Below are 20,364 nucleotides of genomic sequence, written 5' to 3'. Positions count from 1 at the left end.
CGAATAACAGCAGGAAAAGACCGGCGGGGGATGTTTATCCCCCGAGGGTCTTGGCCTAAAAATATGCAAAAAATTAAAACTGGAGGAAGACAAATGTCTAGAACAAAAGTAACCATTCCCTACCTTATGGAGAAAAAGGCCAAAAAAGAACAAATAACTATGATTACCGGTTATGATTATCCGATGGCTTTACTGGAGGAAAAGGCAGGTATTGATATTATTTTGTGCGGGGATTCCCTGGGCATGACGGTATATGGTTTTGACGGAACCCTGCCTGTTACTATGGATATGATGATTGTTCATTCCGCCGCTGTCAAACGGGGAGCCCCCAATGCCTTTGTTATCGGCGACATGCCGTTTTTATCCTACCAGGTATCCCCGCAGGAAGCTGTTCGCAATGCCGGCCGCTTCATGAAGGAAGCAAATGTGGATTGTATAAAACTTGAAGGCGGCGCCGCTATGGCGGAAACCGTAAAAGCCATTGTCAATGCCGGGATTCCGGTCATGGGCCATTTGGGGCTGACGCCGCAGTCCACCTCCGCTCTGGGCGGGTTTAAAGCACAGGGGCGCTCGGCTGAAGCCGCCTGCCGTATTATTGAAGATGCAGCGGCTTTGGAAGCTGCCGGCGTGTGTTCCATTCTGCTGGAGGCTATTCCGCCTGAAGTTGCCAGGATTATCACCGAAAGCAGCAAGGTGCCGATCATTAGCATCGGTGCCGGCATTCACTGCGACGGGCAGCTGTTGATTGTACATGATATGCTGGGCTTCTTTGACCGGTTTGTGCCTAAGTTTGTCAAGAAATATGCTAATATGAATGGCGTTATCTTAGAAGCGCTGCTGCAGTATAAAGCAGAAGTAGAACAAGGTGTGTTTCCCGGGAAAGAACAGTGTTATGGTATGCCGGCAGAAGAGCTTGGCAAGCTGAACGATATGCTGAAAAGGTAATTTTTATCCAGCCGGGTAGGGAGAGAATAGGAACCTTGAACAATTTTGCCTGAATGGCCGCCATATGCGGCAGCCATTCAGGCTGCAGTCAATCTTCCGGTGTTCGATTTTATTACACTCATTAATTTTGTCCACCAGGCCGTAGCCCAAAAGCCGTATTATGGGTTTATGTAAATAGTTTATTGCAGTGAGGTGTGCATGAAAAAGGGGAGTATTAATTTCGCAAGTATGCAAAGCAAACTGATAGCAGTTTTTTTGGTGTTATTCATTACACCTGTCATCATCATCAGTATTATTTTCCTGAATTTCGAAAAAACAAAAACAAAACAAGATTTTGTTACATCGACAACAAAAGAAATGATCCAGGTTAATAATACGATTAATACATTTTTTGAGGCGGTAAATGAGAATTGCGATTATTTGGCCACCCATTCTGCCGTAACCAAGGCGGATACCTCTATCCGCTCTTATTTGCACACAGAGAAGCCTATTGTGAATACGCCCTTGCAAACCCCGGGCATTGAATCAGACATTTATAACCTTTACGAACATTTTGCCAAGACTCACCCCAAATTTGCCTATGTCTACATGGCAACCGCCGTTAAGGGCTATATTCAATGGCCTGTGGCCGAGATTCCCGCTGCTTATGATCCGGCAAGCCGGCCTTATTATACAAGTGCCATGGAGCATGCCGGCAGAGTAGGCAGAAGTAATCCCTACAGCTTTAACCAAACATATTACATAAGCACAACCAAAACCATTGTCAATGCCGCAGGCGAGGTGATTGGTGTCCAGGGGCTTGATGTAAGCCTGGATGGTCTGACAAAAGAAATAGAAAATATCAGAATTGGCGAGCAGGGTTATGTAATATTAGCAGATAATGCAGGAACGGTTATCGCCGATCCGAAAAAGCCGGAAAACAACTCAAAAAAGCTGGCAGATATTACGGCGTTTCAGCAAGTCGCGGGAATGAATTCCGGTACTTTGGATATTAGCATTGACGGCACAGAGTACTTTGCCAATATCTTTACCTCACCGGAGACAAACTGGCGATTAATTTCTGTTATACCTGCCACGGAAATCGCGGCCAGTTCCAAGGCTATTAGCAATACTCTGATAGTCGTAGGCATAATCTGTCTTATTGTGGGGCTTATGGCAGCCCTGGTCATGGGCCGTTCCATTGCCCGCCCGCTGGCAGCACTGGCAGAGGTGGCGCAACGGGTGGCAGGCGGGGATTTGTGTGCCGAGGTTCCACGGCGGGGGACAAAAGACGAAGTTGGCATTCTGGCGGACAGCATTGCCCGGATGGTGCAAAATCTGCGAGCGATGATTGGCAAAACAGCAAGTACGGCAGAACAACTGGCAGCCTCTTCCCAGCAGCTTACAGCAAGCGCCGACCAGTCGGCTCAGTCTGTGAACCAGGTTGCAATCTCGGTTAACGATGTGGCCAGGGGAATGGAGGCACAACTGACAGCCATTGATGACACTTTTAAAATAGTGGAGCAGATATCAGGCAATATCCGGCAAGTGGCCGGCAATGCCAGCGAAGTGGCCGGCAGCTCCGTCCATGCTGTTGACAAAGCGGCTGACGGCGGCAGAACGGTGGAAACGGCAATTAATCAGATGACTATTATCGCCCAATCCACTCAGGCAGCTGCGGCAGCGGTCACTAAACTTAGCAACCAGTCAGGAGAGATTGGACAAATTATTGATGCTATTTCCGGCATTGCGGGACAGACTAACTTGCTTGCCCTGAATGCGGCCATTGAAGCCGCCCGTGCCGGCGAGCAGGGGCGGGGCTTTGCCGTTGTTGCCGAAGAAGTCCGCAAGCTGGCAGAACAGTCGCAGGAGGCTGCCCGGAAAATTGGCGCAATGATTGGCCAGGTTCAAGGGGATACTGTGCAGGTTGTGGAAGTAATGGATGATAATGCCCGGGAGGTTCAGCGGGGAATTGAGGTCATTAATACCGCCGGTCAGGCTTTTAAAGAAATTACGGCATTAGTTGGTCAGGTATCTGACGAAGTCAATCATATATCGGCAGCTATCAAGGAAATAACCCAGGGCAGCCAGCAAATGGCCGGAGCGGTAAAACAAATTGAAGCTTTCAGCAAGCAAGCGACAGGCCAGGCCCAGACGGTATCGGTGTCAACAGAAGAACAGTCGGCGTCAGTCCAGGAAATTGCCTCCTCCAGTCAGGCGCTTTCCCGGCTGGCGCAAGAACTGCAGGAAAATGTCGCTAAGTTTCAAATATAGTAAGTGAACTGGTTTCAGCTTTGCTGAAACATTGGAGTTCAGGTGGCGCGTTCTGCTCCACCTGAACGGACACCAATGTTACCAGTGGCGGAAATCTTGCTTTGCCGAATAAAAATAGGGGGAGAAAAAATGCAATTTGACAATATGGAAGAGGATCTAAGACAAATCCATGAAGCCTCCATGCAAATTCTGGAGAAAACCGGCATGAAGTTCCATCACCCGGAGGTTACTCTGCTCTTAGAGCAGAAGGGAATAACGGTGTCCGGGCAAACGGCATTTTTCAAAAGGGAGCAAATAGCTGAATGGGTGGGCAAAGCGCCGTCCTGCTTTACGCTGTATGCCCGCAATCCCCGCTATGATATGGTTGTCGGCGGCGAGCATGTGGAATGTTGTCCGGGCAGCGGGTCGCCTGCCATTTCCGGCAGTGACGGTTCCAAACGTCCGGCAACAATGAACGATTACATTAATTTTCTTAAGTTGTATCATCAAAGCGACCTCTATAAATGCAACGGCGGCTTTGTAGTTCAGCCTGCAGAACTAAGCGGCAAATATTCTATTGCTATGATGCTGTATGCCACCTTTTGCTTTTCCGATAAGGGAATTGTAACAGGCACCGGTTCCGGCGAGGAAGTGCAGGCCTTGATGGATATGCTGGCGACGGTTTTCGGCAAAGAAGACTTAAGCAGGCATGCCAGAGCCATTACCATTGTTAACACCAATACGCCGCTGCAATTTGACAAAAATATGCTGGAAACCATGCTAGTATTTGTTAAGCACTCGCAGCCGGTCATTATTGCGGCCGCCTCCATGGCCGGGACTACGGCACCGGTTACACTGGCAGGTACGATTGCGCTGACCAATGCGGAAGTGTTGGCAGGGATTGCGGTGGCCCAGATGCTGAGAGCGGGAACACCGGTTGTTTATGGCTCGCAGTCTACTACCGCCGATATGAGAACAGGCAGTATCGCCATCGGCTCGCCGGAAGGGGCATTATGCTACGAGTATGCGGCCCGCCTGGCAAAAGCCTATGGACTGCCCTGCCGCGGCGGCGGCTCGCTGACAGATGCCAAGTCGTTGTCGGTCCAGGCCGGTTATGAAACCATGCTAACCCAGTTGACTACCCAGCGGGCGGGAATGAATCTAATGTTTCAGAGTTCCGGCATTATGGACGGTTATGCGTCTATGTCGTATGAGAAGTTTATTGTGGACTTGGAAATAATCAAAATGGCCAGGCGTTATCTTGCCGGTGTTGCGGTTAATCGCGATACACTGGCGGTGGATGTTATCAATGAGGCTGGTATTGCCGGACAATTCCTTACAGCCGAGCATACGATGAAGCATTGCCGGAAGGAACCGTTTATACCTGAAATCAGTCTCAGAGGAACGGTGACAGGTGATCCGACAGCTAAGCTTCTTGAAACAATACACAGTAAAAAGGATAAAATGCTGAACACTTATCAACAGCCGGAGCTTCCCCTGGAAATACAGCAGCAGCTGGTCCAATATCTGGCAGGCAAAGGTTTTGATAAAACATATATTGAATCTTTACAACACATGTAAGCCAAAGCCTTGTTCGATATACGCGCTTCCTCTGCTTTGCCGGATGAAATCAGTTGCACGGGAAAGGAGCAAATTTATGCGGATGGTGCTGGGCATTGATACCGGAGGAACCTATACAGATGGCGTTATAATTGAATCAGGTTCTGAAAAAATTTTTCGTAAAGCCAAAGCGCGTACAACCCGGGACGATTTAACTATTGGGATTAAAGAATGCATCGATAACCTACAGTTCGAACAGTTTGACCAGATCAGTCTGGTGGCACTGTCGACGACCTTAGCCACCAACGCCATTGTCGAAGGCCAAGGCTGTGAAGTAGGGGTAATCATGATCGGGGGAGAGCCGTTGGATAAACTGCCGGTTGCGCATTATGCCGTTATCGGCGGGGGGCACGATCCCGGCGGCTTGCCATATAAGCCGCTTGATGAAGAACGGTTGCTGCAAGCGTTGGCCGGGTTTGCAGGCAAAGTCGCGGCCATCGCCATTTCCGGCTTTTGCAGCGTAAGGAATCCCGAGCATGAGCTGAGAGCCAAAGAGATTGTAAAAATGCAGCTGAAGGTGCCGGTAATCTGTGCTCATGAACTGACAACCACACTCGGGTTTTATCAGCGAACAGTGACTGCCGCATTAAATGCCAGGTTATTGCCGGTTATTACCGAATGGCTTGATGTAATTGAGCAGGCTCTGACCAGCCGGGGCATTAAGGCGCCGCTGATGATTGTCAGAAGTGACGGCAGCCTTATGACAGCAGCCGCCGCCCGGGAAAAACCGGTTGAAACAATATTGACCGGCCCGGCGGCCAGTACTGTCGGGGCCTGCACCTTATCAGGCCAAAGTGATGCCGTCATTTTGGACATGGGCGGCACGACGACCGATATTGCGCTGATTACAAACGGCAGTCCCAAACTTAACCCGGAAGGTGCAGTTGTCGGTGGCTGGCACACCCGGGTCAAGGCTGCGGAAATATATACGTACGGGTTAGGCGGCGACAGTTATATTCAGGTAAAGTCGAAAAAACTGGTCATCGGCCCGGAACGAGTGTTGCCTCTGTGTTATGCCGCCTGCCGGTATCCTCATCTGATAGAGGAATTAAGTTCGGCTAAGCTGACAGCCGAAATGTTTGCCCCTTATCAAAAAACCGACTGTCTTATGCTGGTCAAAAACAGTAATGATCAGGCGGGCTGGCCGCTGTCGCCTGAGGAGCAGGAGTTAATAAGCGTCATCCAGGACCAGCCGCACAGTATCTATTATATAGCCCGAAGGCTGGAGAGTGCTCCTTCTTATGTGAATCGCACGGCAACCAGCCTGATCAAACGCAGTTTGGTCACACGCATTGCACTTACCCCGACTGACATTCTGCATGTGCTGCAAGCATATACCTTGTGGTCGTGCACAGCGGCTGAGCTGGGAGTCTCCCTGCTGGCCGACCAACTGTCGGTACACCCGGAAGAATTCGTTGCCAGGGCAGTAGACCAGATCACCGATGACCTGGCTGTCGCTATTTTGCAATCATTAATTAAGATGCAGGGACATTCATTTAATATCAAAGAAAACAGGCATAATATTTTTGTCCAAAGAGCCCTTGACACCCGGGCTAATGACTACTTTACCTGCAATATCCGGATTTCAGCGCCGGTGGTGGCCATCGGCGCTCCGGTGCAGGCGTGGCTGCCCCAGGTAGGAGCACGGCTGAATATGGAGCTTCATATACCGGAGCATGCCGAGGTAGCCAATGCTTTTGGCGCCGCTGCAGCAAAGCTTCTTGAACGCGTTGAAGTGGTCATCAAACCCGTTCCGTACGGAAACGGGTTTAGCGTTCATTTACCCTGGGAATATAAAACGTTTGCCACATTAGAAACTGCTGTGGCTTATGCCACCCATTCGGCCCGGGAGAGGGTATGCAGTCATTTACTCGCAGCCGGGTCAGACAATCCAGAAATCAGAATTGAGCGCAAGGATATCGTTGCCGCCTGCAACCAGGGGGATGAATTTTTTGTGGAAACAATCCTGAGAGTTATTGGTGCCGGTGAGCCTAAATTAGCCTAAACGGCAGCTTTTCTTTGTCAGAGCAATTGTGTGGGCATGAGGAGGCGAGAATATGGATACTGTGTTAATCAGCTGCGGCACCCTGGAAGACGAAGTGCGCAAAGTGCTGGCAGCAACACCAAAGCCGCCCCGGCTTATTTTTACCGCCGCTGCCTTGCATGATAAACCAACAAACCAGATGCGGGAGGTGCTGCAGCAAGAACTTAATGCTCTCGGCCCGGAGGTCTGCCGGGTACTCTTTGGCTATGGTTTGTGTGGTACCGCGGTGCAAGGTCTGGTCACCGGCAATTTTACGCTCATTATTCCCCGGGTGGACGACTGTATCCCGCTCTTGCTGGGTTCGCGGGAAAAGGTGGCTGAAGTCTCGCAAGTTCCTTCTTTTTTTCTGACAGCCGGGTGGCTTAAGTTTTCCAATACCTGCTACTACAATACGCTGGCCCGTATGGGGGAGCGTAAGACGGCGATGGTCTACGAAATGATGCTGGCCAATTATAAGCGGTTTCTGTTTATTGATACCGGGGCGTATGATTTAGCTCAGGCCCGGGCTGATATGGAAGACCGTTTGCAGCGCCATGGTCTTCCGGCAGACAGTGTGGCTGGCGATCTTACCTGGCTTGAACGGCTTGTGGCCGGGCCGTGGCCGGCCGAAGATTTTTTGACAGTTTTACCCCACAGCCAGGTGCAATGGGGCGTAATGTAGCTGCAATCAGCGAAAATGAAATTGACTTATAAGCCTCCTGTGGTATAATTTACCTATTAAATACAATGATGCCGCATGGTGCGGACATGGGAGATGAGAAGATGACAACACGCAGTATAAGGCTAGCAATTTTGACCTTCATTGTAAGCATATTTATGAGTATGAGCGTTCTGGCAAACGTGAGCTATCTGGGGCCGGCCGGAACTTATACCGAGGAAGCGTCAATAAAGTATTTTGGTGAGGAAGAGACGCTGATTGCCGTACCAACCGTGCCAGGAGCTTTGGCTAAGCTGAAATCCGGTGAGTGCCAGTATTCGGTTGTGCCTGTAGAAAACACGATAGGCGGTATGGTTTATAATTACCTGGATGCAGTAATTGCCGATGACGATTTTGTCATTGTGGGGGAAGTGCAGCTGCCGATCAGGCAAACGCTGCTGGCGGTGCATGGTGCCGGACTGCAGGATATAACAACCGTATTATCTCATCCGCAGGGCATTGCGCAGAGCAAAGCCTGGTTGCAGGCTAATTTGCCTAAGGCAAACATTATGGAAGTGTCAAGTACAGCGGAAGCCGCCAAAAAAGTAGCTGAAGGTCAGGATAAGTCGGTGGCGGCCATTGCTGCTTCCAGAACATCTGTGGTTTATGATCTGAACATTTTGGCGAATGATCTTCAATATACAGACACCAACGTAACCCGGTTCTGGGTTGTGACCCGCAAACAAAACGCCGCAGTCACCGGTGAAAAAGCAGTAGTGGCTGTTCGCGGCCCGATGAATGATGTCAGCAAACTGCTGGCAGAGCTTGATAAACAGAAGTATCAGTTATTGTCTATCCATGACCGCCCGGCTAAGACCAAAATCGGTGAATATCTGTTCCTGATTGAACTGAGCGGACCGGGAAAGACAACGCTTGCTAAGGTGTGCGCGAAATATGAGGGTAAACTGGCTGCAAGAGTGCTGGGCAGCTTCAACGTTAAGTAAAACGATAAAGAAAGTTATACTTTCTGTCAGGAGAACAAATACAAAGGCTTTCTGCTGTTTGACGCAGAAAGCCTTTGTATTTGGATAATCAATGCACCGCGGATTTTCATTAAAGGCGTGTCACTTTGCGTTTTATAAAAAAACGTTTTGCAATACGCTTTTTTTATATATAAGGTAAGAATGATAATCAGACGCAAATAGCTGGGAGAAAATGCTTGACACATTCGCAATTGTTTGCAATAATATAATCACAATATGATAATGATTATCATTACAATACTACGTTAATTTCTACACAGAATTTGGCTTTGAATGATGAAGGTGGGCACAAGCGTGACAATTAAAACGAGACTGCTTGCCATTTCGCTATTTTTCGGCATCTTACCTATTGTGGCTATGTTTGTGGCCGCCAATCAAGCAGGTTTGGGGATGAATCGCGAATTTCACAATACCATGGCGGTGGCGCTAATGGTGACAGTCCTGGCAGGACTGTTAAGTCCCGGAATTATTCGCTACTGGCTGTTTGCCAGCCAGGTGAAGCAAATAAAGGAATTTTGCCAGCATGTAAAAGCCGGGCGCTATGATGTGTATCTGAATGTCCCTAACGAGCGAAACGACGATGGCAACGAAAACGAGCTAGTTGATTTGATGCGTGATATGAACTGGATGGTTCATAGAATTAAGGTCAATGAATCTGAGCTGAAAGAAGCCGTGTGCAGCCTGGAACAGTCGAAAGCCAAGGTACAGTCACAGAAACAGGCGTTGGAGGAAGTGAATGCCGCACAACTGGTTGTGCAGCAGCAACTGCAGGGACGGACGCGGGAACTGACTGAAGCGGTAGACAAAGTACGCAATTTGCTTGACAATGCCGGACAGGGTTTCCTGTCGTTTGGTGAAGACTTGCAGGTGGCTGGGGAATACAGTGCCGAATGTGTGATGATTTTTAATCAGGAGATTTCAGGGAAAATGGTGCCGGAGCTCCTTTATCCGGCGGATAAAAGGCAGCAAGCCTTTCTGGCAGCATTGTTTGACCAGATATTTGCCGCAGAAGATACTTTTTTGCGCGACAGTTATCTATCGCTCCTGCCCGAGGAATTGGTGCTTGAAGATAGTTATATCCAGGTGGCGTATAAATTAATCAACCATCCGCTGGACCCGCAGCGCCGGGAAATATTGCTGATATTGACAGATATAACCGAACAGCGGGAAATGGAAAGAAAGATTCAGGAAGAAAAACAGGTATTGTCAATGGTCGTAAAGGCTGTGACTCACTACCAGGAGTTTAATGCAGCTATCGCCGAATATCAGCTGTTTTGCCAGGAAGAACTGCCGGCACTTATTGCAGCAAACGAACCGGCAGGGCAAAAGCTCAACACCCTATTCCGGATAATTCACACCTGGAAGGGAACTTTTAGTCAGCTGGGCATATGCCGTTTGGCGGCAGAATTGCATGAACTGGAGTCGGCTCTGGCCGCCTTGCGTGAGGAAACGGCGGACGATATCGGACAGTCCGGTTTGGATGCTTTGTTTAGCAGCTATTCGCCGGAAGTTTTGGCCGGCTGGCTGAAAACAGAGTTAGAACAACTGAAAGAAATATTAGGAGAAGGCTTTTTCCTGGCAGATGAAAGCATTGTGATAGAAAATCACAAACTGCAGCAATTGGAAGAGAAAATCCAGCGTTTGCTGGAACCATGCCAAGCCCGGATTCTGATTGCGGAACTTCACCGGCTGCGTTACAAGCCTTTTGGTGATTTACTGAATATATATCCTGACTATATAGCCAATGTAGCCCTAAACCAGGGGAAAGAAATCCAGCCCTTGCTGATAACCGGTTCGAAACCCCTGGTAGACCCGGAAATCTATCATGAATTTGCCAAATCTCTGGTTCATGTTTTCCGCAATGCTGTGGCTCATGGCCTGGAGAGCCCGGATGAACGCCTGGAGGCGGGTAAAGCTGCCCAGGGCCGGATTAGCTGCGTTATAGCAGACCAGGGAGATAATCTGACAGTTGCCATTGGTGATGATGGCCGGGGCATTGCGGCCGAACGTATGCGGCAGCTGGCTGTCGCCAAGGGAATGTACAGTGAAAGTGAAGCGGCGGCGTTAACGGATGTGGAAGCAATACGGCTGATTTTTGCCGATGGTTTTTCCAGCACCTGTGCAGCGAATGAATTGTCCGGCCGGGGTGTCGGTTTGAGTGCCGTGAGACAAGAAGCGGAAAAACTCGGCGGCCGGGTTGACATTATCACAGAACCAGGCAAGGGAACGCAATTTATTTTTGTATTACCGCTGGCACATTTGCGAAAGGACGGGGAAGAGAATGGCACGTGTATTGGTTGTCGATGACGCCTTGATGATGCGCAAAACCATTGCGAATTTTTTAAGCAAGGCCGGTCATGTGGTGGTAGAGGAAGCGGCAAATGGAGAGCAAGCCGTCATGGCGTATAAAAAGCACCGGCCGGATTTGGTCACCATGGATATAACTATGCCGGACGTCGACGGAATTGATGCTTTGGTACGGATTATGGCGTTTGATGCCAATGCCAAGGTTGTTATGGTGAGTGCGCTTGGGCAGAAACATAAAGTTTTTGATGCTTTGCAAAACGGTGCCAAAGGCTATATCCTGAAACCTTTTACTGAAGATAAACTCCTGAGCATTCTCAACGAATTATTGGGAGCAACAACCGGCACTACCGGCGGTTTCCGGCCAGAACTTGTACCCCCTGTGGCCTGGGATAACAAACAGATTACTCCCCAATTGCCGTTTACGGTGGAAACCGGGGAAAGCGGTCCGGTAATCACTATGACAGAAGAATTTAAACCCTTGGATTTTGGTGAATTGACCAAAGTGACGGAAACCTTACTGGCAAACCATTTAGCTGAGATTACGTTTGATTTTACGTACAGTAATGCGCTGCATAGCAAAACCGCAGCCAGCTTCCGGCAAATTATGGAGCGGGTGGCTGCCGCCGGCAGTTTGCTGCGAACCGTGTGTTATACGCAGGACTACGCCCTGTATTTCCGAAACGCTGAGGGTTTGAAAAACACAGGCTTTGAACTGATTAAAAAGCGTGGCGCTTTATAATAAAAGTTCTAATGTTAACTGCCTTTTTATATAGAGAATGATTATTGTTATTATTAACTTTTTGAGGAGGAAACAGTTATGGTTAAATTATTAAGTGAATTATTGCCAGGTGAGACTGGGACGGTTGCCAAAATTCACGGAAATGGTCCCATTCAGCGCCGCATCATTGATATGGGGGTTGTGATTGGAACCAAGGTAGAGGTGCAGAAATATGCGCCGCTCGGTGACCCGATGGAAGTCAAGGTGAAGGGCTTTAACCTTTCTTTACGGAAAGGCGAAGCCAAGAATATCGAAATAAACGTAAACTGATTGAGAGGAGGGAGTGCCATGCAAAGTGCCAATCAAGGGCAATTGATGATAGTGACCGCCTTGGGGGGGCCTAAAGATATCAGGGCACGTCTCACTGATCTGGGATTCACACCAGGCACGCCGGTCTGCGTTATCAGCCGCAGTCAAGAATCGGTTATTGTAAAAGTCCGCGGCAGTCGCATCATGTTAAATAATCTATTGGCCGCTAATATTAAAGTTCAGCAGGGGCGGGAAGAAGGAGGATTTTTCAGTGGGAAATACCCAAGTAAGTATTGCTTTGGCCGGTAACCCCAATTCAGGAAAAACAACTATTTTTAATAGTGTTACCGGTGCCAGACAGCATGTCGGCAACTATCCGGGGGTTACGGTGGAAAAACGGGAAGGTATCCGGCGTTTCAAAGATAAGGAATTGCTGGTGGTTGACCTGCCGGGTACCTACAGCCTGACGGCTCATGCACTGGATGAGTTGGTTGCGCGTAATTTTATTATTCAGGATAAGCCGGATGTTATTGTCGATATTTTAGATGCCGGAAATCTGGAACGTAATCTGTATTTGGCTGTGCAGCTCTTAGAACTGGAGCGGCCGATGGTTGTTGCCCTCAATATGGCTGATGTGGCTGAAGATATGGGCATTAAAATCAATGACTCATTGCTGTCGCAAAAACTGGGCGCTCCAGTTATCCGGACTGTTGGCAACCGTCATACCGGTTTAGACGACCTGTTGGACGCTGCCGTGCAGGCTGCAGCGGAAAAGTCGCAAAAACCTTTTTTTGTTAACTATGGCCCTGAAGTGGAAGGGAAAATTTCCGAACTGAGCGCATTGCTGGAACAGGAACGCCATAACTTGCGTTACCCGCAGCGCTGGCTGGCGCTAAAACTGCTGGAAAATGATTCGGATATTTGTAAGTCTGTGCAAGAACTGCCAGGCGGTGCTCAGATTATCAAGGCAGCTTCCGCTGCCAGGGAAAGTCTGCAGGAGGTTTTTGGCACCGACCCGGAAATAGCTATTGCCAATCTCAGATACCAGGCTGTCGGGGAATTGTGTGAGGAAGTTATCCTTGCCGGCCGGAGCGGGCTCTTAACCACTTCGGACAAGATTGACCGTGTTCTTACCAACCGTTTGTTTGGTCTGCCTGTGTTTTTAGGACTTATGTGGCTATTATTTAATATGGTATTTACGTTAGGCGAGTATCCCATGGGGTGGATTGAAACCGGCATGGGGAAATTAGGCGAATATGCCGCGCTTTATATGCCGGATGGCGATTTGAAGTCCTTGGTTATTGATGGAATTATCGGTGGTGTCGGCGGAGTTATTGTCTTTTTGCCGAATATCATCTTGTTGTTTTTGGGGATCGCAATTCTGGAAGACAGTGGTTATATGGCGAGAGCGGCGTTCATTATGGACAGGATTATGCGAGCCGTGGGACTGCATGGCAAGTCGTTTATTCCGATGCTCCTGGGGTTTGGCTGCAGTGTGCCGGCTGTTATGGGTACACGTACGCTGGAGAACCCGCGTGACCGTCTTGTGACAATTCTGGTTACGCCGCTGATGAGCTGTGGCGCCAGGCTGCCGGTATATACCCTGCTCATTGCTGCCTTCTTTAATGAAGCGGTGGCAGGTACGGTGCTGTTTTCCATTTATCTCATCGGCATTGTGTTAGCCATTGTTATGGCGCGTATTTTCCGTACCGTGTTATTCAAAGGTGATCCTGAGCCTTTTGTTATGGAATTGCCTCCTTACCGGGTTCCTACCATACAGTCTATCTTGATGCATATGTGGGAACGCAGTATGCTGTACCTGAAAAAGGCCGGTACGATTATTCTCGCGGTTTCCATTTTAATCTGGTTTATGGTCAGCTATCCGAGTGATGTTGAGTACAGCAAGGATTACCAGGGCATGATTGCCCAGGCTGAAGCCGGTTTTAGCCAACAGGTGGAAGAACAAGTAGCTAAGCCTTTGCAAATTGGCGCAGTGGAAGACAATGAAGAGTTGCAGACATTAATTGCCAGCATGACGGCTATTAATGAAGAATTTGATGCAGCGGCTGAGGAACTGGAAGAAGGCAGTGAGGAATTAGCCGCACTGACGGCCACTAAAGAAACTGATCTGAAGCAGTTGGAAGAGGCGAATCCTGAACTCTATCCGATGGGAGAACTTTATCTTGAACTTAGAGGCGCTGCGGACGAAGAAATCACAGCTCTGGAACAAGCAGAAGCCGGTGAGAAATTAGCGCAGAGCTATGCCGGTCGCATGGGGCATGCTATTGAACCGCTGATTAAACCGCTGGGACTTGACTGGCGCGCAGGGATTGGTTTGATTGCCGCCTTTACCGCCAAGGAAGTTCTGGTTAGTACTATGGGTACGATTTATAGTCTCGGCGCGGTTGATGAAGGGTCGGTCGAGTTGCAGAAGGCGCTGGTGGAAGACAGTAACTTCACGCCCCTGTCCGCCTACACGCTGATGGTGTTTGTCCTTATCTATGCTCCGTGCCTGGCCGTGCAGGCTGTTATTAAAAGAGAGACTAACTCCTGGAAATGGCCGCTCTTTAGTCTGGTATATTCTACGATATTGGCATGGATTGTTGCCTTTGCGGTTTATCAGATTGGAACTTTCCTGGGGTACTAAATTAAAGTACTAAGAAAGGAGTGGGCCAAATGGATAACCTGGTTTTAATTCTGATTGGTTTGGCGGCTGTCGGCTATGTTGGCAGAATGGTCTGGAAGAACTTACACGGCGAACCTCAGTGCCATTGCGATGGCGGCTGCGGTTCAGGATGCCATAAAGAAAATAAGTAACTAAAACAACACAGAACACAGGTGAGGAATTTCTTCACCTGTGTTCTGCAGCACCTTAATAGGTGAGACGATTGTGCCGGTACGAGGGTAAAGGAGTGAAAAGCATGACGCTGCTGTTTGGACGGGTGAATCTGGGATTGGTGTTATCGCTATTAAGCAGCCTTTTATCATTGCCGCTGAGCAGGCGCTATCATGTGGGGCTGGGAATCTGCTTTACGCTGCTGGCGGCTGTTCATACCTGGCAGCATAGAAAGCAGTTTTCGCATCAATTGCGTAAGGAGAGACAAAATATGGGCTTATCCTCCCTCTATGACAATTTTTTAAATCCATCGCTCAAAGTAAAGCTGTTGCTAAAACAGATCCAGGTGCTTCATTACATACCCGGCCGCGTCAGACTTTACTCACAGCATATTGTCAATAATCCGGAAGTTGTCCGCCAGGTGACTGAGTATTTGCGTACCATTCCGGAAATCAGGCAGTTTAGTGTCAACATGGCTACCGGTTCTTTACTTATCGAGTATTCTCCCCAGGATGTAGCCTGTAACCCTTTTCTCCACAAGGTGGAACAACTGGTGGTTAAACAGTATGGAAGGTGATTGAAATGAATTATCTTACAGGATTGGCTTTGGGGGTTTCCGCCGGACATAAGCTTCACCAGCTGCTGCAAGGCGGCGGCTTTACCCTGGTGCATGCAATGCCTGCCAGAAGGCGTTACCGGCATGACGATTTGCTGGATAACAGAGAACTGGCTTTGCAATGGGAACAGCATTTGCGGCAGATACAAGGGATTACCCAGGTTAAGATAACTCCGGAAACCGGCAGTATTCTTTTGCTATACACCTGCCGGGATGAATACCTTGATTTGGTCATGGATGACTTGAGCCGCCGCCATAAAATGCCGGATCCGCGTGCCGGTTACGGCAGACTGGGCATGAATATCCGTGGTCTTGGCAGGCAGGTCAACCGTAATATAGTTAAAAATACCGATCAACTGCTGGATTTGCGGACCATATTGGCCGGGCTGATGTTTGTTTCCGGCGCTGCTAAGATGTGGACTTTAGGCCAGCGGCCTTCGGGGCCGCAAATGGTGTGGTGGGCGTATTCCTTGCTGAAAGGACGATATTAATGGGCTATCCGTATATGACTTTTCCCCTACCCGCACTGTCCACCAGACAAAGGACTCTGCTTGAAGTTAGTATCAGACAGATTGCAACCGTTATCAGTGCTTATGCCGGCAATCAGCTGACAGTATATTACCAGGGGCGGCTGCCGCTGGCTGCGGTAAATGAAAGGATACTTCAGGCGGTTTCCGCTTGCCGGACGCTGCCTGCAGCTGTTCCTTCCCCTGGCGGCGAAGAGGCCTCGCCTTTTGCGGCATACCGGCGGGATGCCATCTTAGCCGGAGCCGGCTTAGTTGGGCTGCAACTGCTGCGTATGGCTATGCCTGGTACGTTTACGGCGCTATATATGGCTCGCAGTGCTTTTGTCCTTTTTGTGGCCCGTAAGTTTATTACCAGTGGTGTACGCAGTCTGCTGGTTGAACGCCAGCCAAATGCCGATACGCTGACAACAACGGCGGTTATGGCTTCGGTGCTGGGAGGAAAACCGGAATCCAGCCTGACTCTGCTGGCTTTGTCTAATTTTGCCGAAATGCTTACCACCTATACGGCTGAGCGGGCCCGGAAACATATTTCCAACCTGCTGCGCCTGGATCAGCAGTATGTCTGGAAGATTGAGGAAGATGGGCACGAGATACGGGTAGCTGTCAATAGTTTAAAAATTGGTGACAGGATCGGCGTTCATTTTGGCGAAAAAATCTGTGTGGACGGCAGGGTACTGACCGGGGCTGCGGCTGTGGACCAATCGTCCATTACCGGCGAATATATTCCAGCTGAAAAGAGCACAGGTGATTATGTATATGCAGGCACGGTACTGCAGAACGGCTTTTTGGAAATTGCCGTTGAGAAACTGGGGGATGATACGGCCTTGGCCCGTATTGTCCATATGGTGGAAGAAGCGCAGGCCCGCCGTGCGCCTGTACAAAATTTTGCCGACCGTATGGCCAATATGCTTGTCCCCATTTCCTTCATTGCCGCAGGCTTAGTATATGGGGCTACCAAAGACTGGCAGCGGGTGCTCAATATGTTATTCATTGATTTTTCCTGCGGTTTGAAGCTGTCTACTGCCACTGCCATTTCGGCAGCCATTGGACGAGCTGCCAGCGGGGGGGCTTTGATCAAAGGCGGCAACTATGTGGAAGCCCTGGCAGGCGTTGACACCATTGTGCTGGACAAGACCGGTACCATTACGGTTGGCAAGCCGCAGGTGATAACTGTCAAAACTTCTCCGGGAATTACCGAGCGCGAATTGCTGCTGCTGGCAGCTTCTGCCGAATATCATTCGGCTCACCCGCTGGCCAGTGCTATCTTAGAGCATGTGGAAAATCAGGGGTGGGAGATTCCGCCGCACAGCAACACAGAAACCATTGTTGCCCGGGGAATTCTGGCAGAAGTGCCGGATTTTGAGGAGATTCGCGGCGGCCGCATTTTGGTGGGCAGTCTGCGCTTTATGGAAGAATATCAAATTCCTTGTCAGGGATTTGACGACCCTTCGGCTGAAACCTGCGGCTACAACCTGGTTTATGTGGCACGGGACCAACAGCTTCTGGGTTCGCTGGTGGTCAGTGATCCCATTCGCCCTAACCTGAAAAAGACAATTAATCAATTGCGGCGCCAGGGTGTTGACGAAGTGGTTATGATTACCGGGGATGCCGAACCGGTTGCCAAACATGTGGCCACCGCCATGGACCTTGATGCCTACCATGCGGAGGTATTGCCTGAAGATAAAGCGAACCTGGTAAACCGGCTGAAACGGCGTTCCCAGGTGCTCATGGTTGGCGACGGCATTAATGATGCCCCGGCGCTGGCTTTTGCCGATGTTGGCGTGGCGATGGGCGGCCGGCGTACCGACATTGCCGTAGAGTCGGCAGCCATTACCATTAATTCGGAAGATCCGCTGGTGTTGTCAGAAGTAGTCTCGTTAGGCAAGAAGACGATGAAGATTGTGCAGCAGAATTTTACGGCTACTATTGCCGTCAATACCGCAGCCATGCTGCTAGGCGCTATTGGGCGAACCAACCCCATGATTTCGGCCCTTATCCACAATGCGGCCACCGTTGGGGTAGTGCTGAACAGTGCCAGGATTCTTATGGCGAATAAAAAACAGGGTATAACCTTTGTCGAATAGGGAAGGGAGGTGAAGACATGTTTGCAAGAAGTGATTTTTGGATAGGTTTGGTTGTTGGAACGATTGCCGGAGCGTTTGGCTACAAATTGATGTCAGAACAACAGTCTATGCGTAGTATGGCACCGGCGATGCAAATGCCTGCCGCCCAGGGGGTGAGTGAAATCCCGGTGGACGAGCTTATGCGTCAAAAAGAGCGTTTGGAAGATTTAATTGCAGAACATCAGGCAAATGCAGCCAAAGGCTAATATCACCAATAAAGTCCAACCATTTTATGAGGGGTTGGACTTTATTTCATTTTCGACAGTATTTTCAGCGGCGGAAACTTTTGTTATAATAGGAGCCTGGTGTAGCAACAGCAGGTTCAACCTTCAGTGCAGCACCGAATAAGGAGGAGTTGCGGTTGAATCGTGGTGATTTTATTTGGATTATGTTTCTGTGCGGCTTTTCATCGCTGCTGCTTATGCCGGCCACCCATCAGATTTTTGTAAGTCTGACCCAAAACCATCCGTATGGTATGGGTTTTATAAAATTTGCCGTTTTGGCGACAATGGGTGAGCTGCTGGCGGTCCGGATTGTAGCCGGGAACTGGCAGCGGACCATCGGCATGACTTATAAAGCTGTCATCTGGGGTCTGCTGGGGATGGGTATTGTCCTGATGTTTGAAATCTACTTAAGCGGAGTTATGGGAGCCATTAAGAAAGAGCTGCTATTTACCGGTACAGGGTTATGGCAGGCAGTTTTACCCGCCTTTTATATCAGTGCACTCATGAATCTGACTTTTGCGCCCGCTTTTATGGCTGTTCACAGGCTGACCGACCTCTATATTGACACCAAATGCCAGGGGCAGCCGCCGCCTGGTTTGTCCGCCCTAATCGCCCAGATAGACTGGACAGGCTTTATCCGGTTTGTGGTATTGAAAACCATACCTTGCTTTTGGATACCGGCCCACACGGTTACTTTCCTGCTGCCGCCCGAGTACCGGGTAATGGCGGCGGCCTATTTGTCTGTTGCCCTGGGAGCCATTCTGGCCTATGCGCGGCGAACGCCATCATAAATAGAAAATCCACAAATATCCGCAGGGGCTTGACAAGTGGTGATTTTTTGAATACAATATATTACAATAATGAAAGAAAAACGATGAACAGAAGAGTAGGCATAGCAAAGATGTTTCAGCGAGCCGGGGCTGGTGTGAGCCGGTAATATCTGATATGACCGAAAATCATCTGTGAGTTGCAGGCTGAACAATAGTAAGCCACGCCGGGCCTCCGGAAGGAGGGAACAGTGCCCGTTATCGCGCTGGGGTATCGAGCTGTCGCTCCGTACTTTAATGAGAGATTGCAGTCGCCTATGGCTGATTGCAATAATTAGGGTGGTATCGCGGATTAACCTCCGTCCCTTAGCCAAGGGACGGAGGTTTTTAAATTTATTAGGAGGTAATTTATGAATAGGGATAACCTTGATTTACAAGCAATAAAAGAGGCGAGGCAGCGAATTACCCCCTTTGTCCACCAAACGCCGCTGCAGCCTTTCCGGACATTAAGTGAGATAGCCAACTGCCAGGTATATTTAAAACTGGAGAATATGCAAAAAACCGGTTCTTTCAAAATCAGGGGAGCCGTTAATAAGATATTCAGCTTAACTCAGCAAGAGAGGATGTGTGGCGTAATAACGGCATCGGCAGGCAATCATGCTCAGGGCGTGGCCTGGGCTGCCAGTGCCTCAGGGGTGCCGGCGACAGTGGTTATGCCAGAGAAAGCTCCGGTAGCCAAGGTACGGGCTACAGAGTCTTATGGTGCCAAGGTGGTGTTATATGGCAAGAATTATGATGAAGCATACCAGCATGCCCGCAAGCTTCAGGCTGAGAAAAACCTGACCTTTATCCACGCCTTTGATGACCAGGCTATAATTGCCGGTCAGGGCACCCTGGCGCTGGAAATCCTGTCACAGATGTATGATGTGGAGGCCGTTATTGCACCGGTTGGCGGGGGTGGCTTGCTTTCAGGACTGGCGGTTGCTATCAAAGAACATAACCCTAAAATCAAGGTTATCGGTGTTCAGGCCGCCGGAGCACCGTCTATGGATAAATCGCTGGCTTGTGGCAGCGTACATTGTCTGCCGGAAGTTAAAACAATAGCTGACGGCATTGCCGTAAAACAGCCGGGAGAGCTTACCTTCCGGTATACGCAAAAGTATGCGGATGAGCTTGTTTTGGTTGAGGAGGAAGAGCTTACCGCCGGGATCTTGTTTATGCTGGAACGCGGCAAAATCATTACAGAAGGGGCAGGCGTAGCCGGAGTGGCGGCGCTGCTGGCCGGCAAAATCAAGCTGCCGGGACAAAAGGTGGCAGTGGTGGTAAGCGGCGGCAATATTGATCCCTTGCTTTTGTCAGGGCTGATTGAAGGTAAATATCAGCAGGTGGTTAGTTTGTAAAAGGGCGGCCTCATAA

The 20,364-nt window shown here is 49.5% G+C and carries 17 protein-coding genes, 1 pseudogene and 1 other annotated feature; all 18 genes and pseudogenes read left to right on the top strand.

Going from position 1 to position 20,364, the window contains the following annotated elements; translation table 11 throughout:
* The first annotated feature begins 93 nt into the window (after nucleotides 1-93).
* Nucleotides 94-945, top strand: coding sequence for a 3-methyl-2-oxobutanoate hydroxymethyltransferase (gene panB / locus SPSPH_RS18620; RefSeq protein WP_075757938.1), 852 nt, complete (start codon nucleotides 94-96; stop codon nucleotides 943-945).
* Between the two features lie 198 nt (nucleotides 946-1,143).
* Entirely contained in the window at nucleotides 1,144-3,198 is a 2,055-nt protein-coding gene (locus SPSPH_RS18615; protein ID WP_075757937.1) for a methyl-accepting chemotaxis protein, read from the top strand.
* Between the two features lie 129 nt (nucleotides 3,199-3,327).
* Nucleotides 3,328-4,758: a trimethylamine methyltransferase family protein gene (locus SPSPH_RS18610; protein ID WP_075757936.1), complete on the top strand. Its 1,431-nt coding sequence runs from the start codon at nucleotides 3,328-3,330 to the stop codon at nucleotides 4,756-4,758.
* Between the two features lie 76 nt (nucleotides 4,759-4,834).
* Nucleotides 4,835-6,802 (top strand): hydantoinase/oxoprolinase family protein, encoded by a 1,968-nt coding sequence (locus tag SPSPH_RS18605; RefSeq protein WP_075757935.1) that lies wholly within the window; start codon nucleotides 4,835-4,837, stop codon nucleotides 6,800-6,802.
* Nucleotides 6,803-6,854: 52 nt separating this feature from the next.
* The gene (locus SPSPH_RS18600) at nucleotides 6,855-7,502 is read left to right on the top strand and encodes a DUF1638 domain-containing protein (protein WP_075757934.1); all 648 of its coding nucleotides are present in this window, start codon (nucleotides 6,855-6,857) and stop codon (nucleotides 7,500-7,502) included.
* Nucleotides 7,503-7,603: 101 nt separating this feature from the next.
* Nucleotides 7,604-8,482, top strand: a complete 879-nt coding sequence (pheA, locus tag SPSPH_RS18595; protein WP_075757933.1) for a prephenate dehydratase — start codon at nucleotides 7,604-7,606, stop codon at nucleotides 8,480-8,482.
* Nucleotides 8,483-8,815: 333 nt separating this feature from the next.
* Nucleotides 8,816-10,828 carry an ATP-binding protein gene (locus SPSPH_RS18590; RefSeq protein ID WP_075757932.1) on the top strand — a complete coding sequence of 671 codons (2,013 nt, stop codon included), beginning with the start codon at nucleotides 8,816-8,818 and terminating at the stop codon, nucleotides 10,826-10,828.
* Nucleotides 10,803-11,159: pseudogene (locus tag SPSPH_RS18585) on the top strand (response regulator); the annotation flags it as partial. The gene SPSPH_RS18590 and the pseudogene SPSPH_RS18585, both read left to right, overlap by 26 nt.
* A 486-nt stretch (nucleotides 11,160-11,645) precedes the next feature.
* Nucleotides 11,646-11,876 carry a FeoA family protein gene (locus SPSPH_RS18580; protein WP_075757930.1) on the top strand — a complete coding sequence of 77 codons (231 nt, stop codon included), beginning with the start codon at nucleotides 11,646-11,648 and terminating at the stop codon, nucleotides 11,874-11,876.
* Between the two features lie 18 nt (nucleotides 11,877-11,894).
* A complete protein-coding gene (locus SPSPH_RS18575) occupies nucleotides 11,895-12,164 on the top strand; it encodes a FeoA family protein (protein WP_075757929.1) in 270 nt (89 codons plus the stop codon).
* The gene (gene feoB, locus SPSPH_RS18570; RefSeq protein ID WP_075757928.1) at nucleotides 12,127-14,502 is read left to right on the top strand and encodes a ferrous iron transport protein B; all 2,376 of its coding nucleotides are present in this window, start codon (nucleotides 12,127-12,129) and stop codon (nucleotides 14,500-14,502) included. The genes SPSPH_RS18575 and feoB overlap by 38 nt, the downstream gene beginning before the upstream one ends.
* A 29-nt stretch (nucleotides 14,503-14,531) precedes the next feature.
* Complete coding sequence (locus tag SPSPH_RS18565; RefSeq protein WP_083945725.1) at nucleotides 14,532-14,672, top strand: FeoB-associated Cys-rich membrane protein; 141 nt, start codon at nucleotides 14,532-14,534, stop codon at nucleotides 14,670-14,672.
* A gap of 104 nt (nucleotides 14,673-14,776) precedes the next feature.
* A complete protein-coding gene (locus SPSPH_RS18560) occupies nucleotides 14,777-15,268 on the top strand; it encodes an HMA2 domain-containing protein (RefSeq protein WP_083945724.1) in 492 nt (163 codons plus the stop codon).
* A 5-nt stretch (nucleotides 15,269-15,273) separates the two neighbouring features.
* Complete coding sequence (locus SPSPH_RS18555; RefSeq protein WP_075758023.1) at nucleotides 15,274-15,798, top strand: HMA2 domain-containing protein; 525 nt, start codon at nucleotides 15,274-15,276, stop codon at nucleotides 15,796-15,798.
* Nucleotides 15,798-17,918 carry a heavy metal translocating P-type ATPase gene (locus SPSPH_RS18550; protein ID WP_075757927.1) on the top strand — a complete coding sequence of 707 codons (2,121 nt, stop codon included), beginning with the start codon at nucleotides 15,798-15,800 and terminating at the stop codon, nucleotides 17,916-17,918. Before SPSPH_RS18555 ends, SPSPH_RS18550 begins: the two co-directional genes overlap by 1 nt.
* Before the next feature lie 17 nt (nucleotides 17,919-17,935).
* Nucleotides 17,936-18,163 carry a 50S ribosomal protein L9 gene (locus SPSPH_RS18545; RefSeq protein WP_075757926.1) on the top strand — a complete coding sequence of 76 codons (228 nt, stop codon included), beginning with the start codon at nucleotides 17,936-17,938 and terminating at the stop codon, nucleotides 18,161-18,163.
* 155 nt (nucleotides 18,164-18,318) lie between these two features.
* Nucleotides 18,319-18,972, top strand: a complete 654-nt coding sequence (locus SPSPH_RS18540) for a hypothetical protein (RefSeq protein WP_075757925.1) — start codon at nucleotides 18,319-18,321, stop codon at nucleotides 18,970-18,972.
* A 74-nt stretch (nucleotides 18,973-19,046) separates the two neighbouring features.
* Nucleotides 19,047-19,318 (top strand) — a binding site (T-box leader).
* Nucleotides 19,319-19,358: 40 nt separating this feature from the next.
* Nucleotides 19,359-20,348 carry a threonine ammonia-lyase gene (ilvA, locus tag SPSPH_RS18535; RefSeq protein WP_075757924.1) on the top strand — a complete coding sequence of 330 codons (990 nt, stop codon included), beginning with the start codon at nucleotides 19,359-19,361 and terminating at the stop codon, nucleotides 20,346-20,348.
* Nucleotides 20,349-20,364 lie beyond the last annotated feature (16 nt).

Origin of the sequence: Sporomusa sphaeroides DSM 2875 (assembly GCF_001941975.2) — a bacterium.
Classification (GTDB): domain Bacteria; phylum Bacillota; class Negativicutes; order Sporomusales; family Sporomusaceae; genus Sporomusa; species Sporomusa sphaeroides.
This window is presented reverse-complemented; position numbering and strand designations above follow the sequence as displayed.